This window comes from Desulfovibrio legallii, assembly GCF_004309735.1.
Lineage (GTDB): Bacteria > Desulfobacterota > Desulfovibrionia > Desulfovibrionales > Desulfovibrionaceae > Desulfovibrio > Desulfovibrio legallii.
The window spans coordinates 1-19,938 of sequence record NZ_SIXC01000019.1; the positions used below are offsets into that span (position 1 = coordinate 1).

A 19,938-nucleotide genomic window follows, 5' to 3' on the forward strand; every position below is an offset into this window, starting at 1 on the left:
TCCCGCAAGCCAATTAAGAATCTTTCCACAGGGCCTTCTCTTTTTTCTTTGGTCGGAAAATAAAGGTTGCCCTGGTGGGCATACCGGCTTTGCTTGGTATGCCCATTTTTTCTTGGGGACGCTATGCCCCCGTCTTTGAGGTAGAGCCGAATAATGATATCGTACTCAGTTGTTGTATGGCTTCCGGGGTGGAGCATTCCTGTATTTGTTTAAGGCGATGTTTAGCTATCTTCACATATTTTTCATTTATTTCTATGCCTATGAAATGTCTCCCTAGCTTTTGAGCTGCTACACAGGTAGTTCCGGAGCCAGCGAAGGGGTCCAATATTAAAGCCCCTCGCTTAGTAACCAGAGATACTAAACATTCCATTAGATTAAGGGGTTTTTGTGCTTCGTGAAGCCCATGGTCGTCTTTGTCACTGGAAATACGAAATATATTTGAGCAAAGATGCGCCTCTTTGCAATATCCAGAACCATTGTATTTTTCTAGAGCATTTTGATTCCATCCGCCGACATTATTGATAAGGATATTATCTGCGAGCGTTCCACCTGTTTTATATGGCTTTTGTAACCAAAGAATAGGTTCAAACAATGGTCTAAGATTTGCAACCCTCCAGCCTGACCATTTTTGGGCATTTTTGTAATCGCCACGGCGTTTATACGTTTCTGAAATTCTTTGAGCTCTGTATGGTGCTGTTGGTTTTTCCCACGCGATCATATCTTTGAAGGTAAAACCACAATCTTCCAATGCAACAATGCAGCGGTGTGAGTATCTTCTGCCGGCAAAGATGAGGCATGAGCCTCCTGGTTTAAGAACTCGTAACCACTCTTTTCCCCATGACGCGCACCATTCTTGATATTCATATGGAATTTTTTTGTCTGCACTACTCCAACCGTTGAGAGGTTTGCCACGTCGTTTAAAAATTTCACCTGCTTTGGTTTGTGCTATAGATGCTCCGCCTAGAGCTGTGTTCTTATTATCGTGTAAAATATCCCATTCATTATAACATATACCATATGGGATATCTGAGATAATAGCGTGGACACTACACTCGGGGATTGCTTTTATTTTTTTTATCGAATCATCGTGTATAATCTGGTCAATCATATGGAAAACCTTGCGATGTGATCATCTATTTGTTTGATTTTTTCATTAATTTTTTTCGTCGCTATGAGTTCTCGTATTGCTTTGCCTTTACTATAAGCTGAAATAATTTTTTTTTCATTTTCCCAAAAAGCTTTTTCCGTTTGTGCTCGTTCGCGTATCGTTGATTTCTGCATGTTAAGCAGTAGTTCAAAGTCGTTGATGTTGTAATTGAATATAGATGTGAGCGTATTCGAAAAATCTTTAAGGAAGCACTTCTTTTGATTTGCTGCTATAATTTTTTTTGCGTAATCTCCTGAGAATCCCCATATGGCCGACATGTTAACTCTTTCAGTCTCTTTTATATTTTTTTTTATCATAAAAAGGATATGCTCCCAGCTTAAAAGGCAAACATTGTTATCGATAGCTTGAGAATATATCTGGCTCCCTGTCTTTGGATATTGAAAGTATGGCCCGCACAGCACCGCGTATTCAGAGTCTTTGCGCCAGCATGAAAGAGCGGAAACTTTGAAATCTTTTTGATTTTTTGCAGTTCTACTGAGCCTGAACGCCTTTGCATCTGCAACTAAAGTATATCCAAAATATTGTGATTTCGCAATTACGTCAGCGGTATCTGCACGTTCTTTAATTACGCTGGCTTTTAAGCCAAGTTCGCGAAACGCACGCGCTAATACTGCATCTGAAGCCTTGGAAAAAAGTTTTTCTTCGGTTGAATCGTGTGGTATTGACTCTGGAATTGTACCGATTTGTTTTATAAGCTCTATAAACTTCTTTTCTTTATTAATAAATTCGGTTAAATTGTTTGATGCTATATCAAAATTTTGAGAAGATTCTTTTGTTATTTTTTTTAGTAGTGTTTCAAACATCGTCTCTTACCTTTTTTATTGAGATATATAAATATACACAACGCTGATGAAAAAATTTTCATCAGCGTTGTGTAAAAAAATACTATTTTATAGGTATGTCTGAGAGGGGTTCCATGCGTTGTTTACCGAAACCCTAATGATGTTCTTGGGGGCACTTTCGCCTATATTTCCTGCTGTATGTAAATACTATGCGTTATTTTATGCTCCCACTTGAAATTACTCTAAAACCGGTTGGCGCCGGTGATGACCACCATATCCGCGGGCACATTTTCATGGAAGCCGAGGGTTTTGGTTTTGACCTTGGCGATTTTGTCCACCACGTCGAGGCCTTCGGTCACCTTGCCGAACACGCAGTAGCCCCAGCCGTCCGTGCTGGGGGCTGTGTGGTCCAGAAATTCATTGTCCACCAGGTTGATGAAGAACTGGGCGGTGGCGCTGTGCGGGTCGCGGGTGCGGGCCATGGCCAGGGTGCCGCGCGCGTTTTTGAGGCCGTTATCGGCCTCGTTGGGCACGGGTTCGCGAGTGGGTTTTTCGTCCATGCGGGCAGAGAGCCCGCCGCCCTGAATCATGAAGCCGGGGATGACCCGGTGGAAGATGGTGTTGGTATAAAAGCCGTCGTCAACGTACTGCAAAAAGTTGGCGACGGTTTTGGGGGCCTGTTCGGGGAAGAGTTCCACCAGAATATCGCCGGAGGAGGTCTCCAGCAGAACCGTGGGGTTGTCGGCCATGTTCGCTCCTTGCAAGCTGGGGTGTGCGGCGCAAGGGCCGCCGGTGCCCGCACTATAGGGCAGGGAAGGGCGGATGACAATGCCCGTCCGAATGACTATAATCCGCGCATGGACTCTTCTTCATCAGCGCCTGCAGGCGCGTCCGCCCGCATGTCGCAGCCCTTTGCGCCGCCGCAGCAGAACATCCCCCGCATCCAGCGCGCCTTGCTGGACTGGTTTGCCGTCAATCAGCGCCGTCTGCCCTGGCGCGTCCACTACACGCCCTATGAGGTCTGGGTTTCGGAGGTTATGCTCCAGCAGACGCAGATGGAGCGCGGCGTGGACTACTTCAACCGCTGGATGGCCCGCTTCCCCGATATTGCCGCCCTGGCGGCGGCGGATGAGGAAGCGGTGCTGCGCCAGTGGGAGGGCCTGGGCTATTATTCGCGCGCGCGGCATTTGCTGGCCGCGGCCCGCAAGATCATGGCCGAGCATGGGGGCGCGTTTCCTTCCGATCTGGAGGCCATCCGCGCCCTGCCGGGCGTGGGGCCGTATACGGCCGGGGCCATTGCCAGCATCGCCTTTGGGGAGAAACTGCCCTGCGTGGACGCCAATGTGGAGCGGGTCATTGCCCGCGTGTTTGATGTGGACAGCCCGGTGAAGCAGGATCCCGCCGCCGGCGTGGTGCGGCGCTGGGCCCTGCGCCTGGTGCCCGAAGGTCTGGCGCGGGAGCATAACCAGGCCATGATGGAGCTGGGCGCGCTGGTCTGCCGCAAAAAGCCGCGTTGCGAGGTCTGTCCGCTGGCCGTGTTCTGCAGCAGCCGCCATCTGGGCATTGTGGAGCAGCGGCCCGTGCCGGGCAAAAAGGCCGTTATCAAGCCCGTGCAGGCTGTCACCGGCGTGCTGCGGCGCGCAGGGCGCGTTTTTGTGCAGAAGCGTCCGCCTTCCGGCGTGTGGGGCAACCTGTGGGAGTTCCCCGGCGGCAGGGTGGAACCGGATGAAAGCCCGGAGCAGGCCGTGGTGCGCGAATTTATGGAAGAAACCGCTTTTACCGTGCGCGTGGCCGCAACGTATGGCATTATCCGCCACGGCTACACTACCTATCGGCTGACTCTGCACTGTTTTGGCCTGGAACTGGCGGATGCGGCGCAGTCCGCTTTGCCGCAACTCACTGCCGCCACGGAAAGCCGCTGGGCGCGCCCGGAGGAGCTGGACGGCCTGGCCATGCCCGCCGCGCACCGCAAGCTGGCGGACCGTCTGTTTGCCGTGGCCCCGTCGGCCGCGCATACCCCCTGACCGTCGGCCTGCGCGCCGCGGCCCCGGAGTCGCCCCATGTGGGATCTTGCCTGGATTGCGGACCCTTCCGCCTGGATAGGACTGGGCACGCTGGTACTGCTGGAAGTGGTGCTGGGCGTGGACAACCTGGTTTTCATTTCCATTCTTGTCACGCGCCTGCCTGAAGCCCAGCGGCGGCAGGCCTTTCTGACGGGCATCAGCCTGGCCCTGCTCATGCGCCTGGGCCTGCTGGCCTTCATGGCCCGGCTGGTCACTCTGACCAATCCGCTGTTTACCCTGGGCGGGCACGGGTTTTCGGCCCGCGACCTGATTCTCATGGCCGGCGGCGTGTTTTTGCTGCTCAAGGGCACTACGGAACTGCACGACCGCGTGGAAGGCCGTGCGGGCAGTTTCTCCGGTCCGGAACGGCATGCGGGCTACTGGCAGGTTATTGTGCAGATCGTGGTGCTGGACGCGGTTTTTTCGCTGGATTCCATCATCACGTCCGTGGGCATGGTGGAGCATGTGCCCATCATGATGCTGGCCGTGGTGTCGGCCATGGCCATCATGGTGCTGGCGGCCGCGCCCCTGCTGCATTTTGTGGAGCGCCACCCTTCGGTCATTGTGCTCTGCCTGGGCTTTTTGCTTATGATTGGCCTGAGCCTGCTGGCCGATGGTCTGGGCTATCACATCCCCAAAGGGTACATGTACGCGGCCATCGGCTTTTCCATCCTGGTGGAGGCCTGCAACCAGTGGGCTCTGCGTAACCGGCGGCGGCGTTTCAGCATGCGGGACATGCGGGAATCCACGGCCAGGGTTATCCTCAATTTCCTGGGCGGCGGCGTGCCTTCGGGCGATATGCAGCTGGACGCGGCCGCCCTGGCCGGCGAGGCCGGCGGCCAGCTTTTTGCCCCGCAGGAGCGCGACATGGTGGCCAGGGTCATCCGTCTGGGCGGGCGCACGGCGCGCTTCATCATGACCCCGCGCCAGCGGGTGCGCTGGCTGGACAGCAATGCCGACCTGCCCACCGTGAGCCGCTACGCGGCTGCCGCCAACCTGCCCTGGCTGCCCGTGCTGCAGCGGGATACGGATGAAGTGCTGGGCGTGCTGCGGCCTGGCGACCTGCTGGCCGCCCCGCCCCCGGCCAAGGGCGCGCCCTGGAGTTTGCTCCCCTTTGTCCGGCCCGCGCCCACCATTTTTGAGCACACCCCTCTGCCTACTATTCTGGATAACTTTCGCACCCATCCGGTGCCTCTGGCCTTTGTGCGCGACGAATACGGCGATGTGGTGGGTGTGGTGACCCCGGCGGAGCTGATCAGTGTGCTGGCCGGACAAATGGGCGACATGCCCGCCGGGCCTGAGGCTTGCCGTCGGCCCGACGGCAGTTGGGTCATGCCGGGCCGCCTGAGTGTGGATCTGTTCGCTTCTTGGTTGGGCGTGCCGTTGCCCAAGCGTCTTTCCAGCGCCACCTTGGCCGGTCTGATTATGGAGCGCCTGGGCCGCATTCCGGTCAAGGGCGACCATTTGCTCTACCATGGCTGGGAACTGGAGGTGCTGCGCATGGACAAGCGCCGCATTGATACGGTGCGCGCCGTCAAAGCTCTGCCGCCCGTGGGCGTGGGGCGCAAAAAGCGCGCGGCAAAGGTGCGCTGAGGCCTTTCAGCTTTGAAATGTTCGGCGGCTCTGCAGGCAGCCGCTCGCCGTGGAGGCGCAGGCCTGGCTTCAGCCGTTGCACGAAGGGCGTTACGGGCCAAGACAGCAGCGCCTAGCTACGGATGCAGACAGCACCGCTGTATCTTTGCGCGGCTAAGCGCCGGGACGAGCGTCCGTGTACTTTACGGGTGCATATTCTTAAAGGTAATCTTGTTCTAAGGGCGAAGGGCCTGCACGGCCGCAGTGCCCCTTCAGGGGTAAGCCACCGCGCCTGTGAAGAGGGCGCTTGGCCCTGTTGTCGGCGCTGTCGGAGGCGGTCGCGTTTGCGTGAAAAAAATATTATTTTCACAAATAGCCGCTATCACGCAATGCGTGACGCGCAACCCTTTGTACCTCTTGAAAAGCTAAAAAATGGCGTGGGCCAAAGCAACGCGCAAATCGGGCTCCGCCCAGGAAAAAAGTTTAAAGGGGCCCAGCTCGTGATAAATTTCTTTTACAACCATTTCAAAATATGTCAGTGTAAGCCCATGTGCTGACGCCCCCACCTGCGGGTTGGGGCTCCTGAGGCTGGACCTGTGCGGGTTAAATTTTTGTCCGTGGCCAGGCAGCCTTGATGGCAAGGCCGGACCCCGCAGCGCGCAAAAAGCCGCGCGGGGGCGTTTTGCCAAAGGGGCGCTGTGTTGCACGGCTAGACCGTTGCAGCATGTCAAGACGCCCACGCCGCGCGCAACAGGCAATTGCACTGCGCTCAGACTACCGTAACGGACGCCTGTTTTGCGCAGCCGACAGCGCGATGGCACTGTGAAATTCTTAAAATTTTTGAGGCCATACGGTCGCACGGGACGCGTCGTGCGGCTTTTGAACAACTGGTTTGAGGCCCTGTTCCCCGGCCCTGTGCCGACACAATCTTGCATGGGAGGAGTGTATGCGATTCGGCAGACAGGTGTACGAATTTCTGCTGAGCGGCTCGCAGGCGTATGCCAAATGGGATCTGGAAGTTTCCACTTCCATCCTGCGCAACCGGAAAAAGCTGCTCATCTTGCTGGCCCTGGCCGTGCCCATTCTGGCGGGCTGCCTGGCCGAGGCGTACGAATACCATGAGATGTTGGGCGGCAAGACGGCCTATGCCCCGGCTTTCTATACCACCACCATTTTTCTGGCCTCCATTGCCGTGGGCCTGGCGGCCGGGCTCATTACCGGCTGTATCGGGGCTGGCGGCGGCTTCATTATCACGCCCGCGCTTATGGCTGTGGGCGTAAAGGGCATTCTGGCCGTGGGCACGGACCTCTTCCACATCTTTGCCAAGGCCATCATGGGCACCACGGTGCACAAGAAACTGGGCAATGTTTCGGGCAAACTGGCCGTGGCCTTTTTGTTCGGCTCCATTATCGGCACCTTCATCGGCGGTTTCATCAACAAGGGGCTGTATAACAAAGACCCCCTGCTTTCCGAGCTCTTCATCAGCACCATCTATGCCGTACTGCTGGGCTTTCTGGGCTTTTACGCCCTGTTTGACTTTTTGCGCAGCAGCCGCGGGGCCAAAGCTGCCAGCCAGGACGCCCACGGCGGCGGCAGCGGCGGGCTGACGGGCGTTTCTGTCAAGCTGCAAAGCCTCAGCGTGCCCCCCATGATCACCTTTGACGAAGACCTGGTGCCCGGCGGGCGGCGCATCTCCGGCTGGATCGTGGCCTGCGGCGGCGTGGTGGTGGGCTTGCTGGCCGCCATCATGGGCGTGGGCGGGGGGGTTGTGACCTTCCCCATGTTTGTGTACATCTTCGGCGTGTCTTCCATGACCACCGTGGGCACGGACATCCTGCAGATCATCTTCACCGCCGGTTTCGCGGCCGTGGGGCAGTACGCCATCTATGGCTACGTTTTTTACACCCTGGCCATCGGCATGCTGCTGGGTTCCCTGCTGGGCATCCAGATCGGCGCGCTGACCACCAAGGTGGTCAAGGGCATCCACATCCGCGGCTTCTACGCCATCTCTATCATTGCGGGCTTTATCAACCGCGCCACCACACTGCCCAAGAAGCTGGTGGAAATGGAGGTGCTGCACTGGTCGCCCAGTGTGGTGAACATCATCGAAGACGTGGGCAACGTGGTTTTCTGGGTGGTGGTGGCCTTTTTCGGCTTGTGGGTGTTCAGCAAGTTTTTCCTTAATCTGGGCAAGCTCAGAGGGGAGGCCTGATTATGCTTATCCATGAAAAAGGCCCTTTTTTGCGGGGCAGCTTTCTGCTCATTTCGTTTCTGGTGCTTTTTGGCGTGCTGCTCACGCCCATAATGCGCGACGAGAGCGGCAACCACCTTACCGGTCTGCAGTACGCGGACAGCGTGTTCAATGAGCTTTCCAAAGGCTCGTCGTATTTTATTCCCGGCGTGCGTGACAACATTAAGACCGTGGCCGGCAAGCAGGTGACCGTCAGCGTCAAACTGAAGAAACCCGACCTGGCCCCCGTGGCCGTGCAGGTGCTGCAAAAGGCCGGGGCCTCCAATGTAAGCGCCGCCGACGGCAGGGTGAGCTTCAGCGGCGACCTTGGCGTGATTCTCTCTTCCGCCACGGACGATGCCGACGCCCTGTACCACAACAAGGCCGAGGCGGTATCCCTGAAGTACGACGGCGCGCCGGCCCTTAAGACCGCCGCCGCCTGGTGGTATGTGCTTTCGCCCACCATCAAGGAATTGCAGAAGCAGAAGATGGTGACCGCCGCCCAGGTGGTGGACCATGTGGTGCGCCGCGCCGTGGAGCCGGGCAACAACTTTTACAGTGTGCCCCCGGCCAAGGTGGCGGACCACGTCTGGCTTATGAGCGCCATGCTTATTTTCTATGTGCTTTACACCCTGTGGTATGGCTTCGCCATTTTTGAGCTCTTTGAGGGCATTGGCCTGGCCATGACCAAGTCCAAGGTCAAGCAGGAGAGCTAGTCCTTCACGGAGGAGCGCCGCCCTTGCCGGATTTCTTGTGGTGGGGGCGGCGCGTTTGCAGCGGGCCATTGCGGACCGCAGATTCCCATAGCGACATGTCCCATACAGAAGACCGGCCCCGCAAAGCTGTGCATGCAGTCTTGCGGGGCCGGTCCTGGCTTAGAGCAGATTGCCTTTGAGAATAGGTATTCGCAACGTGTCCGGCAGGTTTGTTCCGGCGCTCAAGCGCGCAAATACATAGCGGTGCGGTCTGCATACGTAACTGGCGCTGCTGCCTTAGCCCGTAACTTCCTTTGTCGTAACGGGCCAAGGTCCTTGCGCCTCCACGGCTGAAGCGGCGCCTGCGCCCCACGGTGGGCGGCTTACGCAGCCGCTAGGACATTGCAGCGTTGCAATGTCCTAGCGCCGCTGCAGGGCCGCCATGACTTCCAGGGCGTCGGGCTGGTCGGGGTCGCTTTGCAGGGCGCGCAGGGCGGCATCCTCCGCCGCCTGTTTTTTATGCCATTCTAAATACATTTTGGCCATTTTGCCAAAGGTGGAGGGATGCCCGCCAAAGGTGCGCAGCACGGCCTTGTAGACGTTTTCGGCTTTTTCGTATTCGCGCAACCGCAGCCAGGCGGCCACGGCCCCGGTGTAGGCGGCGGCCTCGCGGGGCTGGGCTTCCATGGCTTCTTCGTACATGGCCGCGGCTTCCACATCCTGCCCGGCGGCGGCAAAAATGTGCCCCAGCTGCAGGCGGATGTCTTTTTCGTCGCTGTATTCCTCGGCCACGCGTTTCAGAAAAGCGCGGCCCTTGGCCGTTTGTCCCTCCTGCAAAAACTGCAGGCCCGTTTCAATGAGGCGTTTTTTGCGTTCCTGCCGGGCAGCGGCCTCCTGCGCTTCCGAGTGGGCGGCCTCTTTTTGCAGGATTTTTGCCAGCCCTTCCAGCACCGTACTCAAGGCGGCTTCTTTGCCGGGCTGAAATGGGATGGCGCGCGGCTTGCCCGTGCGGTCCGGGTCCAGCAAAGGCTGCATGACGTGGTGGCGGATGAGGGTGGAGAGGAATTCGTCAATCTGAATGTCCAGTTCGGCCCTGGCGGAACGCACCAGGCGGACGCCCGCGTAGCGCCGCAAGGCTTCGGCCATGGTCAGCAGAGAACGTTCCACGTCGTCGCGGCGCAGATAGCCTGTGGCGCGGGCCACGTTTTCACGGATTTCCTTGGGCGCGGTGGTGAGCATGATCAATCCTTTTTTTGCCAGTGCTGCATGACGACCGGGCGCGCGGCCTCCAGCATCCGCAGCACCACGGGGGGCGTCAGAAAGTCCGTTCGCCGGCCGGCGAGCCAGAGCTGCCGCAGCCGCGAGGCGCTCACGTCCAGCCAGGGCAGGGGCGCAAAAACGGCACTCCCTCCGCCCGGCAGATCCAGGCAGGGACAGCCCGGCAGTAAAGGTGCGCGCTCACGCGCGGCGGGCCAGAGCCGACGTACGGTGGAAGCAAAAAACGCCGCGTCCTGTCCTTCACGCGGCACTACCAGCAAATGGCAGAGCTCCGGCAGGGCCAGGCCGTTGCGCCAGGAGGGAAGCAAGGGCAGGTTGGGGCTGCCGAGCACAAAATACAGCGTCGTGTCCGGCAGGGCGTGCCGATAGGCGCAGAGCGTGTCCCAGGTGTAGGAAGGGCCGGGCCGTCGGCCCTCCAGCCGGTTGCAGTGCAGGTCGGGCAGGTCGGCCGTGGCCGCCTCCAGCATGGCGGCGCGCAGCGCAAAGGGCAGCAGGCTTGCCGCGCGTTTGTGCGGCGGCACGGCGCAGGGCACCAGGTCCACCCCGCGCACGCGCGGGCCCAGAAGTTCGCGCACCTCAATGGCCAGGCGCAAATGCCCCACATGGGGCGGATTGAAGCTGCCGCCCAGAATGGCCAGGCCCGCCGACGGGCCCTTGTGGGCGCGGCTGGCGGTTTTGTCCGCGGCGGGTGTGGCGTCCGCCGGAGCAGTGCCCGCCGGACGGGGTTTTGCAGGCATCTAGGGCCGTACCTGCCCTTGCCCCAGAACCACAAACTTGGTGGTGGTGAGCTCTTCTACGCCCATGGGGCCGTAGGCGTGCAGCTTGGAGGTGGAAATGCCAATTTCCGCGCCCAGACCCAACTGGCCGCCATCGTTAAAGCGGCTGGAGGCGTTGACCGCCACCATGGAGGCGTCCGCCTCACGCAGGAAGCGGCGGGCGTGGTCCAGGTTGCGGGTGCAGATGATTTCCGTATGGTTGGAACCGTAGCGGGCAATGTGGTCCAGCGCCGCGTCCAGATCTTCCACTACGCGCACGGCCAGAATTAAGGCGTGAAACTCCTGACCGAAATCGTCGGGGCTCTGGGCCGTGACCCGCGCTTCAGGCACGGCGGCCAACAGGGGAAAGGACGCCGGGCAGGCGCGAAATTCCACCCCGGCCGCGCCCAGACGCGCCCCCACCAGGGGCAGAAAGGCCGCGGCCGCGTCCTTGTGCACCAGCAGGCATTCCAACGCATTACACACGCCGGGGCGCTGCACTTTACCATTGTAAACAATGTCCAATGCCTGCGTAATATCCGCATCCACGTCCACAAAGGCGTGACAGACGCCCTTGAAGTGCTTGAGCACCGGCATGGTGGCCGCTGCGGTAACGGCCCGCACCAGGCCCTCGCCCCCGCGCGGGATCATTACGTCAATATAGGCGTCCAGCTTGCAGAGGGCGGTGACGGCCTCGTGTCCGGGCACGGCCACCAGCTGGACTGCGTCGGCGGGAAGCCCCGCCGCAAGGAGGGCCTGCTGCAGCAGGGCGGCCAAGGCTTTATTGGAGCCCAGAGCTTCGCTGCCCCCGCGCAGGATCACGGCGTTGCCCGCCTTGAGGCAAAGGATGGCCGCGTCGATGGTGACGTTGGGTCGGGCCTCGTAGACCATGGCAATGACGCCCAGAGGGACGCGCATGCGGCCCACCAGCAGGCCGTTGGGCCGCTGCCACTGGCGCTCGGTGGCCCCCACGGGGTCGGGCAGGGCGGCCACATGGCGGCAGGCGGCGCGCATTTCTTCCATAATGGCCGGGGTCAGGGTCAGCCGGTCCAGGCGCGGGGCGTCCTGCCCGGCCTGGCGGGCCGCCTCCACATCTGCGGTATTGGCCGCCAGTATGGCCTGCTGGTGGGTTTGCAGCAGGTCGGCCAAGTGCAGCAGGGCGCGCGATTTGGCTTCGGGGCTGGCCTTGGCCAGCAAGCGGGCCGCAGCCCGCGCCCGCAGGCCCAGAGTTTGCATTTCTTCCGCCAGAGTCATGGCATCTCCTTGGTTTGCCGTGGCCCGCGACGCGGCAACGGCAGGCAAACGCCGTGCGCCGGGCAAAGGGATGCAGCCGCGTGGTCCCGGCGGGGGCGGATATTGCAGGGATATTTATTTTGACAGGGGGGCGGCTTGTGCCTATAAAAAGGGCTTGCGCCCATGTCCGCGCCGACGCGCTTCCCTGGCGCATCGGCCCCCCCAAGGAGTTTTGATACATGAATCCGCAAAAGAATCAAGGCGCGCCGGAATCGCCCCTGCTGCGCGACCTCCAATCCGAAGTGAGCGCCGAAAGTGCGCCTTTGCTGCAATTCATGCTGCGTCACGCCGGCGTCATCGCCGGGGTGGTGGTGCTGCTTTTGCTGGTGCTGGGCGGTACGGGCGTCTGGCGTTGGTACCACAGCTCACGCGGCGAAGCCTCGCGTGACGACCTGGCCCGCGTTGCCCTGCTTGAGAGCGGGGCGCAGCAGGTGGCTTCTTTGCAGTCTCTGGCTGAAAAAGCCCACGGTTCGGTTCGCTTTGCCGTGCGCATGACCTTGGGGCAAAGCGCCCTGGCCCAGAATCAGCCCGACGTGGCGGCCCAGGCCTATGCCGCTGCCGCCGCCGAAGACCCCAAGGGCGCGTTGGGCCTGGCTGCCGGCTTCAATGAAGCCGGGGCGCTGCTCAAGGCCGGTAAGGCCGCCGAAGCGCTGGCCCTGCTGCAAAGGCTTCAAAGCAGCCTGCCGGGTGAGGTGCGCGCGCCGCAGCTCCGGCAGATGCTGGCCGAGGCCGCCGCCGTGGCCGGACAGCCGCAGGAGGCCGCCAAGGTCTATCTGGCCCTGGCGCGTGAAACGCAGGGCGCGGGCGGCGACTATTTCCACGCCTGCGCGGAACGCCTGGCCCCCCAGGTGGTGAAGGAAGAAGCCGCCAGGGCGGCCTCCGCCGCCACGGACGCGCCCGCCGGAGAGCAGAAGCAATAACAGTTTTTCCGGGTTGCGCCGGTTCTTCCCTTTGCGTCGGGAACGTCCCGTGCGGTCCCCTGCGGCAGCAATGCTCCTGGGGCGGGGGTCTTGTCGCCAACGGAGGCCCCGTAACACGGGCCGCGTCCGATTTTTTCCATACGTTCCGGCGGCGCGGCCTCAGGCTTGCGCCGCCGGACGGGTCAGTATCCAATGACGGTCCGCGCGCCATGCGCCGGGGCCGGGAGGAAGCATGAGCGAACATCCTTTGTTGCGCGGCGTCCGCGGGGAGCGCCATCTGCTGTTGGGCAACGAGGCCATCGTGCGCGGCGCGCTGGAAGCGGGCGTGCATATGGTGAGCTGTTATCCGGGCACGCCCTCTTCTGAAGTGCCGGACACCTTCCACGCCCTGGGCGGCGAAGGCCGCTACCGCATGGAATATTCCGTCAACGAGAAGGTGGCCCTGGAGGTGGCGGCGGGCGCGGCCCTGGCCGGAGCCATGAGCTTGGTGACCATGAAGCATGTGGGCCTCAACGTGGCGGCAGACCCCCTGTTCACCTGCGTCTATACGGGCCTGCCCGGCGGCATGGTGGTGCTTACGGCGGACGATCCCGGCTGTCACTCCAGCCAGAACGAGCAGGACAACCGCACCTACGCCCGCTTTGCCCAACTGCCCTGCTTTGAGCCCGCTGCGGCTCAAGAAGCCAAGGACATGACGCGCGAGGCCTTTCGCCTGGCCCGGGAGCTKCAGCAGCCGGTCATGCTGCGCACCACCACGCGCATCAGCCACATGCGCGGCCCCGTGGATTTTGACGACCTGCCCGCCCCGCAACCCAAGGTGCCTTTTGCCCGCAACCCCGGCCGTTTTGTGCCCGTGCCCGCCGTGGCCCGCGCGCGCCACGCGGCCCTGGACGCAGTGATGGAAAAGGCCCGCCAGTTTGCCGAAGGCAGCCGCTTTAACCATGTGCGCGAACCCGAAGCCCCCACCCGCCTGGGCATCATCACCAGCGGCGTGGCCCGCGCCTACCTGGCGGACGCTCTGGCCTCCGGCGGCTGGGAAGGCCGCATCCGCACCCTGGAACTGGGCATGACCTGGCCCCTGCCCACGGAACTCCTGGGCGACTTTCTGCGCCGCTGCGACCGCGTGCTGGTGCTGGAAGAAGGCGCGGACCTGCTGGAGCAGGACGTGCGCGCCCTGGTTCAGCGCTTGGGCCTTGCCGTGCGCATCGAGGGCAAAAATCAAGATCTCACCGGCCGGGGCGAATACTCCACCACGCTGGTCATGCGTCGCCTGGCCGCCTGGCTGGACATGCCCTGTCCGGCCAAACCCGCCCGCGCTGTGGAAAAAGATCTGCCCGGCCGGCCGCCCAACCTCTGCCCCGGCTGTTCGCACCGGGCCGTGTACTATGCGGCCCGCAAAGTCTTTGGCGACGAGGCCTACTACTCCACGGACATCGGTTGCTACACCCTGGGTATGCTGCCGCCCCTGCGCACGGCGGATTTTCTGGTCTGTATGGGCTCGTCTGTTTCGGCGGGCAGCGGTTTTGCCCGCGCCTCGGGCAAGCCGGTGGTGGCCTTTATCGGCGATTCCACCTTCTTTCACTCCGGCATGACGGGCCTGGCCAACGCCGTGTTCAACCGGCACGACCTCATCCTGGTGGTGCTGGACAACGGCACCACGGCCATGACCGGCCACCAGCCCAACCCCGGCATGGTACAGGATATGCTGGGCTCCATGAGCCAGCACCTGGACATTGAAACCATCGTGCGCGCCCTGGGCGTGACCCAGTGCGCCAAGGTGCGCTCTTTCAACGTCAGGGCCGTCATCCGCGCCCTGGAAGAAATGAAGACCCAGCACGGCGTGCGCGTGCTCATTACCGAAGAACCCTGCGTGCTCTACGCCCGGCGGCAGCTCAAAAAAGCCCAGCCGCAGGTGGCCGAAGTGGTGGAGCAGGGCGAGGCGGCCATGACCTGCCTGCGCGAACTGGCCTGCCCGGCCTTTTACCGCCAGGGCGATGACTTGGCGGTGGACCCCAGCCTCTGCACGGGCTGCATGGTCTGCCTGCAAATCGCGCCCTCGGCCTTTAAAGCGCGCAAGCGGTAAGGGAGAATACCATGAGCACACACGACACGCAGAAAAAAATACGCATCTATTTTACCGGTGTGGGTGGTCAGGGCACGCTGACGGCCACCACCCTGCTGGCCCGTACGGCCCTGGACGCCGGCCTGGACGTGGTGGCCGGCGAAGTGCACGGCATGGCCCAACGTGGCGGCGTGGTGGAATCCGTACTACTTTTGGGCGGCTGGCGTTCGCCCAAACTGGACCTGGGCGAAGCCGACCTGCTGCTGGGCTTTGAACCCCTGGAAACCCTGCGCGGCCTGCCCTATCTGCGGCCCGGCGGCGCCATCTTTTCCAACAGTGACCCCCTGCCGCCCCTGAGCGTTTCCCTGGGCCAAACTCCCTACCCGGACCTGGCCCATATCGAAGCCAAGGCCAAAGACGTGGCCGGTCACTGCCGCTTTTTGCCCTGCCGTACCCTGGGCCGCCAGGCCGGCTCCGTGCAGAGCGGCAATACCGTGCTGCTGGGCGCCGTCTGCGCCTCCGGCCTGCTGCCCTTCGGCCCCGACGCCCTGGCCGCCGCCATCAAAAAATACCTGCCGCCCAAACTCCACCCCGCCAATCTGGCAGCCCTGGAACTGGGCAAAAACCAGTAAGGACGCGCCGCAGCCCGGACCCGGAACTCGGAATTCGGAACTTTTTTACAGTGGGGGGAAGGGAACTTTTGTTCACAAAAGTTCCCTTCCCCCCATGCTCCCCATCCTTCAAAAAACGTTACTTTCTTACAGAACAGCGCAGAGCGTACCTTGTCCAATGGGAAAGGTGCGCTTTTTTGCTGCAATTATGCTGTATCCAGGAGAGAAATGGAAAGAGATCAAGTTGGCTATGTGAAAAATTGAGGGCAATGAATAGATGCTTTAAAATTATATGGTATGGTTGATGTTTTGTTGTAATTGTCGACGCATTGCTTTTTGTGCACAGCTTCCACAGCCTTTTGTGCTGGAAAAACATTTTGACCAGGGTATGCCCGGCGCGTCCCCTGAGGGAAAGAAGTTTTTTATTGCTTCATTTTTTCCACCAGACCGGCCAAATGTCTGGCCTGGGCGGCCATACCGTCCACGGCGGCAACAGCGGCTTTCATATGGCTGGCGGTTTCGGCGGCGTTTTGGCTGACGTTGTGGATATGCTCGGCCACGGCGGCGGCGTTTTGGGCCTGGCCTGCGCCGGTTTCGGCGATGCGGCGCACCTGGTCTGCCGTGGCGTCCACGGTGGCGACGATGGTTTCCAGGGCCGTGCCGGACTGGCGGGCGAGGCCGGTGGTTGCGGCAATGATTTTCAGGGCGGCGTCCAGAGAGGTCATGCTTTGCCCGGCGCTTTGCTGCATGGCGGCCACAGCGGCGTGCACGTCGCGGGTGGAGATGACGGTTTTTTCGGCCAGGTTGCGCACTTCCTGCGCCACCACGGCGAAGCCCCGGCCAGCCTCTCCGGCGCGGGCGGCTTCAATGGCGGCGTTGAGGGCCAGGAGGTTGGTCTGGTCCGCAATGTCCGCAATGACGTCCACGACGCGGGCGACGCCCTGGGCGCGGCCGTGCAGCTGGGCCATGTCTTCCTTAAGGCGCAGGGAAGCCTGCTGCACCTTTTCCATGCCTTGCAGGGATTGACGGACGATGGTTGCACCGGCTTCGGCTTCAGCTCTGGTCCGGGCGGAGGAGGCTGCGGCTGTGGCGGCGCTTTGGGCTACCTGGCGGGCGGCGTCGTGCATGGACTGGGTGGCGTCGGCTGCGGCCGTGAGCCGGCTGGCGGTGAGGGCGGCGGCGCGGCCGGTCTGCTCTGTACTGTGGGCCAGTTGCCCGGATGCTTCGGCAACCACCTGGACCACGTCTTCCAGGGATGTGGCGGCCTGCAGCAGCGCAGCGCTTTTGGTTTTGGCCGCCTCTTCGGCCTGCTGGGCCTGTTCCAGAGCCGCGGCGGCGCGCAGGGCTTCCTGGCGGGCCCGCTGGGATTCGCGGCGGGCATTTTCGATATGGGTTTTGAGTGCCTCCACCATACGCACAATGGCGGCGTAGACGCCGTGGGGCGGGCGGCGGTGCTCCAGGGTGTAGGCGCCATCGGCCACCTGGGCGGCGATGCGGCAGAGGCGGGCCGGGTCCGCCCCCAGCTGCCGCTGCACAGAGATGGTAATGGCGCAGGCCACCAGCAGGCTGACGCAGATCACGGCCAGGCTCAACGCGCCCGCGCGGCGCAGCAGGCGGCGTACATCCTGATGCGCCTGGGCGGCTTCTGCGCGGCCCGCCGCCACGTCCGCCGTCACCAGCTGGTCAAAATAGCGCGCCAGGCGCAAAAAGTCGGCGCGGTCGCGGGTAAACAGGGCAATGGCCCCGTCCGTATCGCCCTCAGAAGCCAGGCGCACAACCTCCAGGCGCGGTTTTTCGGCCAGGCGCAGCTGCTCCGTGATGTTGGTCCAGAGTTTGGCGGTCGCGTCGGCCACGCGGCCCTGGCGTTGCGCGAGGAGCGCGTCATAGGCGGCGGCCTGGCGTTCCATCTGGCGCAGGGTGCGCTTGATGCGACTGTGGTATTCCGTAATGGTGACTTTGTCCGTGTGGGTGGTGAGGGCGGCCAGGTCTGAACGCGCGGAATAGAGCTGCATATTCATGGACTGCACAGCCACCACCGAGGGCAGCAGTTCCTGGTCCATGCGGGCCACTGCGGTGTTGAGGTCTTCGGCGCCGCGGAGCAGAACAATAAACTGCAGCAGGATGAGGACGATGATGCCCGCAAAGGAGAGAAAAAGTTTGCGGCTGAGCGGCATGGAATCTCCTGTAAGGGGACGTTGCAGGCGTGCGACGCAGCCGCGGTTCAGCTGGTGAGGCTGTAGTTGCTGCCTGGCAGGGATTTGCACTGTTTTTTGAGGGTTGCGGCGGCGCGGGCCAGGTCGGCCACGCTCTGGTGGTGGGCGGCGTTGACGCCCACAATGCTCAGGGACATGAGCGGAAAGCGTTCTTCTTCTCCCGCTCGGTTTTTGCCGTCCATATGGCCGCGCGCCGCGTCTTCGGGGCTGTAAAACGCGGGCACGGCCTGGCCGAAGGCCTTGAGGCAGGCCTGGCAGATGGATGCGGCCTGTTGGCAGGAGCAAACGGCGATGAAGTCGTCCCCGCCGATATGGCCCACAAAGGATTGCTCCGGAACGCACTCCCGGATGATGGACGAAAGGCGTTTAAGTACCTTGTCGCCATTGTTGAAGCCGTATTTGTCGTTGTAGGGTTTGAAGTTGTCTATATCGAAATAAAGTACGCAGGCGGACAGCCCCAGGCGCACCATGCGTTCCAGCTCAATATCGATGAGGGCGTTGCCCGGCAGTTCGGAAAGCGGATTGAGCTGACGGGCATTGGCCACTTCCAATTCAATGCTTTTTTCCAGCAGTTCCTTGACAGTGACGACGCCCAGATAGCGGCCTTCACGGGTCACCACCACGAAATCATAGAGTTTTTCGTCCTCACGCAGCATGGCCTGCCGGGCCACCCGGTCAATGGTGGTCTGGTACTCCACACGCAGAAAGTTTGTGTCCATGACCACATCCACAGTTTTGCCCGCGAACAGAGAAAAGCCGAACCTGCCGCCCAACTGGCGGTGCAGTCGGTGGCGCGTCACCGTGCCCAGGGGCAGGCCGTCCCTGACTACGCAGAGGCCGTGGAGGGCGGGATCCTTGTCAAACAGCTCCACCAGGTCGGCAATGGGGGTAGAGGGCGGCAGGCTCACGCCGGGGCGGCAGATGTTTTTGACGTGGAATTTGTGGACCCGCGCGCCGAAAAAGCGGTTTTTGACTTTATTCTCGCGCTGGATGACCCGCAGGGCGGCGGCTTCGGGCGGGAGCGGGTCTGGGTGGGGCCTGCGCAGGTAAAAGCCCTGGCCGTAGGGCACGCCAAAGCCCACCAGGGTGGCCAGCTCGGCCTCGGTTTCAATGCCTTCGACGATGATGCGCGTGTTGGTGAGGGAGGCGAACTCCTGCATGCTGCGGATCAGGGCCTGGCGCACCAGATCCTTGTCCACCCCGCGCACCAGTCGCATATCCAGCTTGATAAAGTGCGGCTGCACGTCGGAAATGAGGTTGAGGCCGGAATAGCCCGCCCCGGCGTCGTCAATGCTGATTTTGTAGTTCTGCGTTTTGTAATGTTCAATAATGCCCAGAAAATCCCGCAGATTGGCCACGGATTCACGTTCGGTGATCTCAAAAACGATGTCTTCGGCGCAGATGGCAAAGCGCGTCAGATATTCGCGGGTGAAGCCCTCACGGAAGCGTGCGTCCTGAATAATGTTGGGGTTGACGTTGAGAAAAAGGCGCAGGCCCGCGGGCAGGCGGCGGGCCGTGCGCAGGGCGCGGTGACGGAAAAGGTGCTCCAGCTCCAGCATGCGTCCATGGCGCAGGGCCGCCGCAATAAGCGCGTCCGGCTTTTCCAGAAGGCTGCCCGCCGGGCCCCGGCTAAGGGCCTCGTAGCCGAAAACCGATCCATCGCGTAGCGACACAATGGGCTGCAGTACGGTGCGCACGGCCTTGGAGCGCAGTACATCTTCCAGCAGTCGGGCTTCAGCTGCGCTATCCGCGTGGCTCACGGGCAAGGGGGCGGCTGTTTGCCAGTGGGTAGGGTGACATAAAAACGCCGTTGGCAGGGGCGGCTTGGGACGCTGCCCGCACAAGAGCGGGCAGGAAGCGGACGGCCCGGACATGGCAGACTCCTGAAGTCTTTTTGTTTACAAGTAATCAGGAGTTACGCCGGGTGTATGGCGAATGTGTTACGCCTCCATTCTTATTACATATCCTGTGCGGCGAGGCGCGCGAATTTTGCCCTCTGGCTGCGTCAACGGCCCCTTTTCGTCCGGGTCTGTACCATAAGAGTACTATCCCCGTCCGAGCGGGGCCGTTTCCTTGCCAGAGAACAAAATTCGCAGCGCCTCGCCGCACAGGATTCCCGGATGACGGGCAGGCGTTTTTGCGTTTTCCCTCTGGCTGCGTCAACGGCCCTTTTCGTCCGGGYCTGTACCATAAGAGTACTATCCCCGTCCGAGCGGGGCCGTTTCCTTGCCAGAGAACAAAATTCGCAGCGCCTCGCCGCACAGGATTCCCGGATGACGGGCAGGCGTTTTTGCGT

Annotated in this window: 15 protein-coding genes; 7 read left to right on the top strand and 8 right to left on the bottom strand. The window is 61.2% G+C overall.

What is annotated here, in order from left to right:
* Positions 1–121: 121 nt before the first annotated feature.
* The 3 genes from EB812_RS11290 to EB812_RS11300 form a co-directional block, all read right to left on the bottom strand.
* Positions 122–1,108 (bottom strand): DNA-methyltransferase, encoded by a 987-nt coding sequence (locus EB812_RS11290; RefSeq protein WP_118230767.1) that lies wholly within the window; start codon positions 1,106–1,108, stop codon positions 122–124.
* Positions 1,105–1,971: a HindIII family type II restriction endonuclease gene (locus EB812_RS11295; RefSeq protein WP_118230766.1), complete on the bottom strand. Its 867-nt coding sequence runs from the start codon at positions 1,969–1,971 to the stop codon at positions 1,105–1,107. Before EB812_RS11295 ends, EB812_RS11290 begins: the two co-directional genes overlap by 4 nt.
* Positions 1,972–2,192: 221 nt before the next feature.
* The gene (locus tag EB812_RS11300) at positions 2,193–2,699 is read right to left on the bottom strand and encodes a peptidylprolyl isomerase (RefSeq protein ID WP_118230765.1); all 507 of its coding nucleotides are present in this window, start codon (positions 2,697–2,699) and stop codon (positions 2,193–2,195) included.
* Positions 2,700–2,849: 150 nt separating this feature from the next.
* Here EB812_RS11300 and mutY point away from each other — a divergent pair, with 150 nt between their 5' ends.
* The 4 genes from mutY (at position 2,850) to EB812_RS11320 (ending at position 8,531) form a co-directional block, all read left to right on the top strand.
* Entirely contained in the window at positions 2,850–3,974 is a 1,125-nt protein-coding gene (gene mutY, locus EB812_RS11305; protein WP_165450941.1) for an A/G-specific adenine glycosylase, read from the top strand.
* 36 nt (positions 3,975–4,010) lie between these two features.
* Complete coding sequence (locus EB812_RS11310; protein WP_118230763.1) at positions 4,011–5,606, top strand: TerC family protein; 1,596 nt, start codon at positions 4,011–4,013, stop codon at positions 5,604–5,606.
* 925 nt (positions 5,607–6,531) lie between these two features.
* A complete protein-coding gene (locus tag EB812_RS11315; protein WP_130958313.1) occupies positions 6,532–7,797 on the top strand; it encodes a sulfite exporter TauE/SafE family protein in 1,266 nt (421 codons plus the stop codon).
* A 2-nt stretch (positions 7,798–7,799) separates the two neighbouring features.
* Positions 7,800–8,531, top strand: coding sequence for a hypothetical protein (locus EB812_RS11320; protein WP_118230761.1), 732 nt, complete (start codon positions 7,800–7,802; stop codon positions 8,529–8,531).
* A 399-nt stretch (positions 8,532–8,930) separates the two neighbouring features.
* Here the strand turns inward: EB812_RS11320 and EB812_RS11325 are convergent, their stop codons facing one another.
* Genes EB812_RS11325 through EB812_RS11335 form a run of 3 tightly spaced genes read right to left on the bottom strand, consistent with a single transcriptional unit; the run spans position 8,931 to position 11,797 of the window.
* Entirely contained in the window at positions 8,931–9,749 is an 819-nt protein-coding gene (locus EB812_RS11325) for a tetratricopeptide repeat protein (protein ID WP_130958314.1), read from the bottom strand.
* Between the two features lie 2 nt (positions 9,750–9,751).
* Entirely contained in the window at positions 9,752–10,525 is a 774-nt protein-coding gene (locus EB812_RS11330; RefSeq protein WP_130958315.1) for a nicotinate-nicotinamide nucleotide adenylyltransferase, read from the bottom strand.
* A complete protein-coding gene (locus EB812_RS11335; RefSeq protein ID WP_118230758.1) occupies positions 10,526–11,797 on the bottom strand; it encodes a glutamate-5-semialdehyde dehydrogenase in 1,272 nt (423 codons plus the stop codon). It lies immediately after the preceding gene.
* Between the two features lie 218 nt (positions 11,798–12,015).
* Between EB812_RS11335 and EB812_RS11340 the strand changes: the two genes are divergently transcribed.
* From EB812_RS11340 to EB812_RS11350, 3 genes are all read left to right on the top strand, one after another.
* Entirely contained in the window at positions 12,016–12,756 is a 741-nt protein-coding gene (locus tag EB812_RS11340) for a tetratricopeptide repeat protein (RefSeq protein WP_118230757.1), read from the top strand.
* 232 nt (positions 12,757–12,988) lie between these two features.
* Complete coding sequence (iorA, locus tag EB812_RS11345; protein ID WP_118230756.1) at positions 12,989–14,839, top strand: indolepyruvate ferredoxin oxidoreductase subunit alpha; 1,851 nt, start codon at positions 12,989–12,991, stop codon at positions 14,837–14,839.
* An 11-nt stretch (positions 14,840–14,850) separates the two neighbouring features.
* Positions 14,851–15,450 carry an indolepyruvate oxidoreductase subunit beta gene (locus EB812_RS11350; RefSeq protein ID WP_118230755.1) on the top strand — a complete coding sequence of 200 codons (600 nt, stop codon included), beginning with the start codon at positions 14,851–14,853 and terminating at the stop codon, positions 15,448–15,450.
* A gap of 401 nt (positions 15,451–15,851) precedes the next feature.
* Here the strand turns inward: EB812_RS11350 and EB812_RS11355 are convergent, their stop codons facing one another.
* Positions 15,852–17,603, bottom strand: coding sequence for a HAMP domain-containing methyl-accepting chemotaxis protein (locus EB812_RS11355; protein ID WP_118230754.1), 1,752 nt, complete (start codon positions 17,601–17,603; stop codon positions 15,852–15,854).
* 47 nt (positions 17,604–17,650) lie between these two features.
* Complete coding sequence (locus tag EB812_RS11360) at positions 17,651–19,516, bottom strand: bifunctional diguanylate cyclase/phosphodiesterase (RefSeq protein ID WP_118230753.1); 1,866 nt, start codon at positions 19,514–19,516, stop codon at positions 17,651–17,653.
* Between the last annotated feature and the right edge of the window lie 422 nt (positions 19,517–19,938).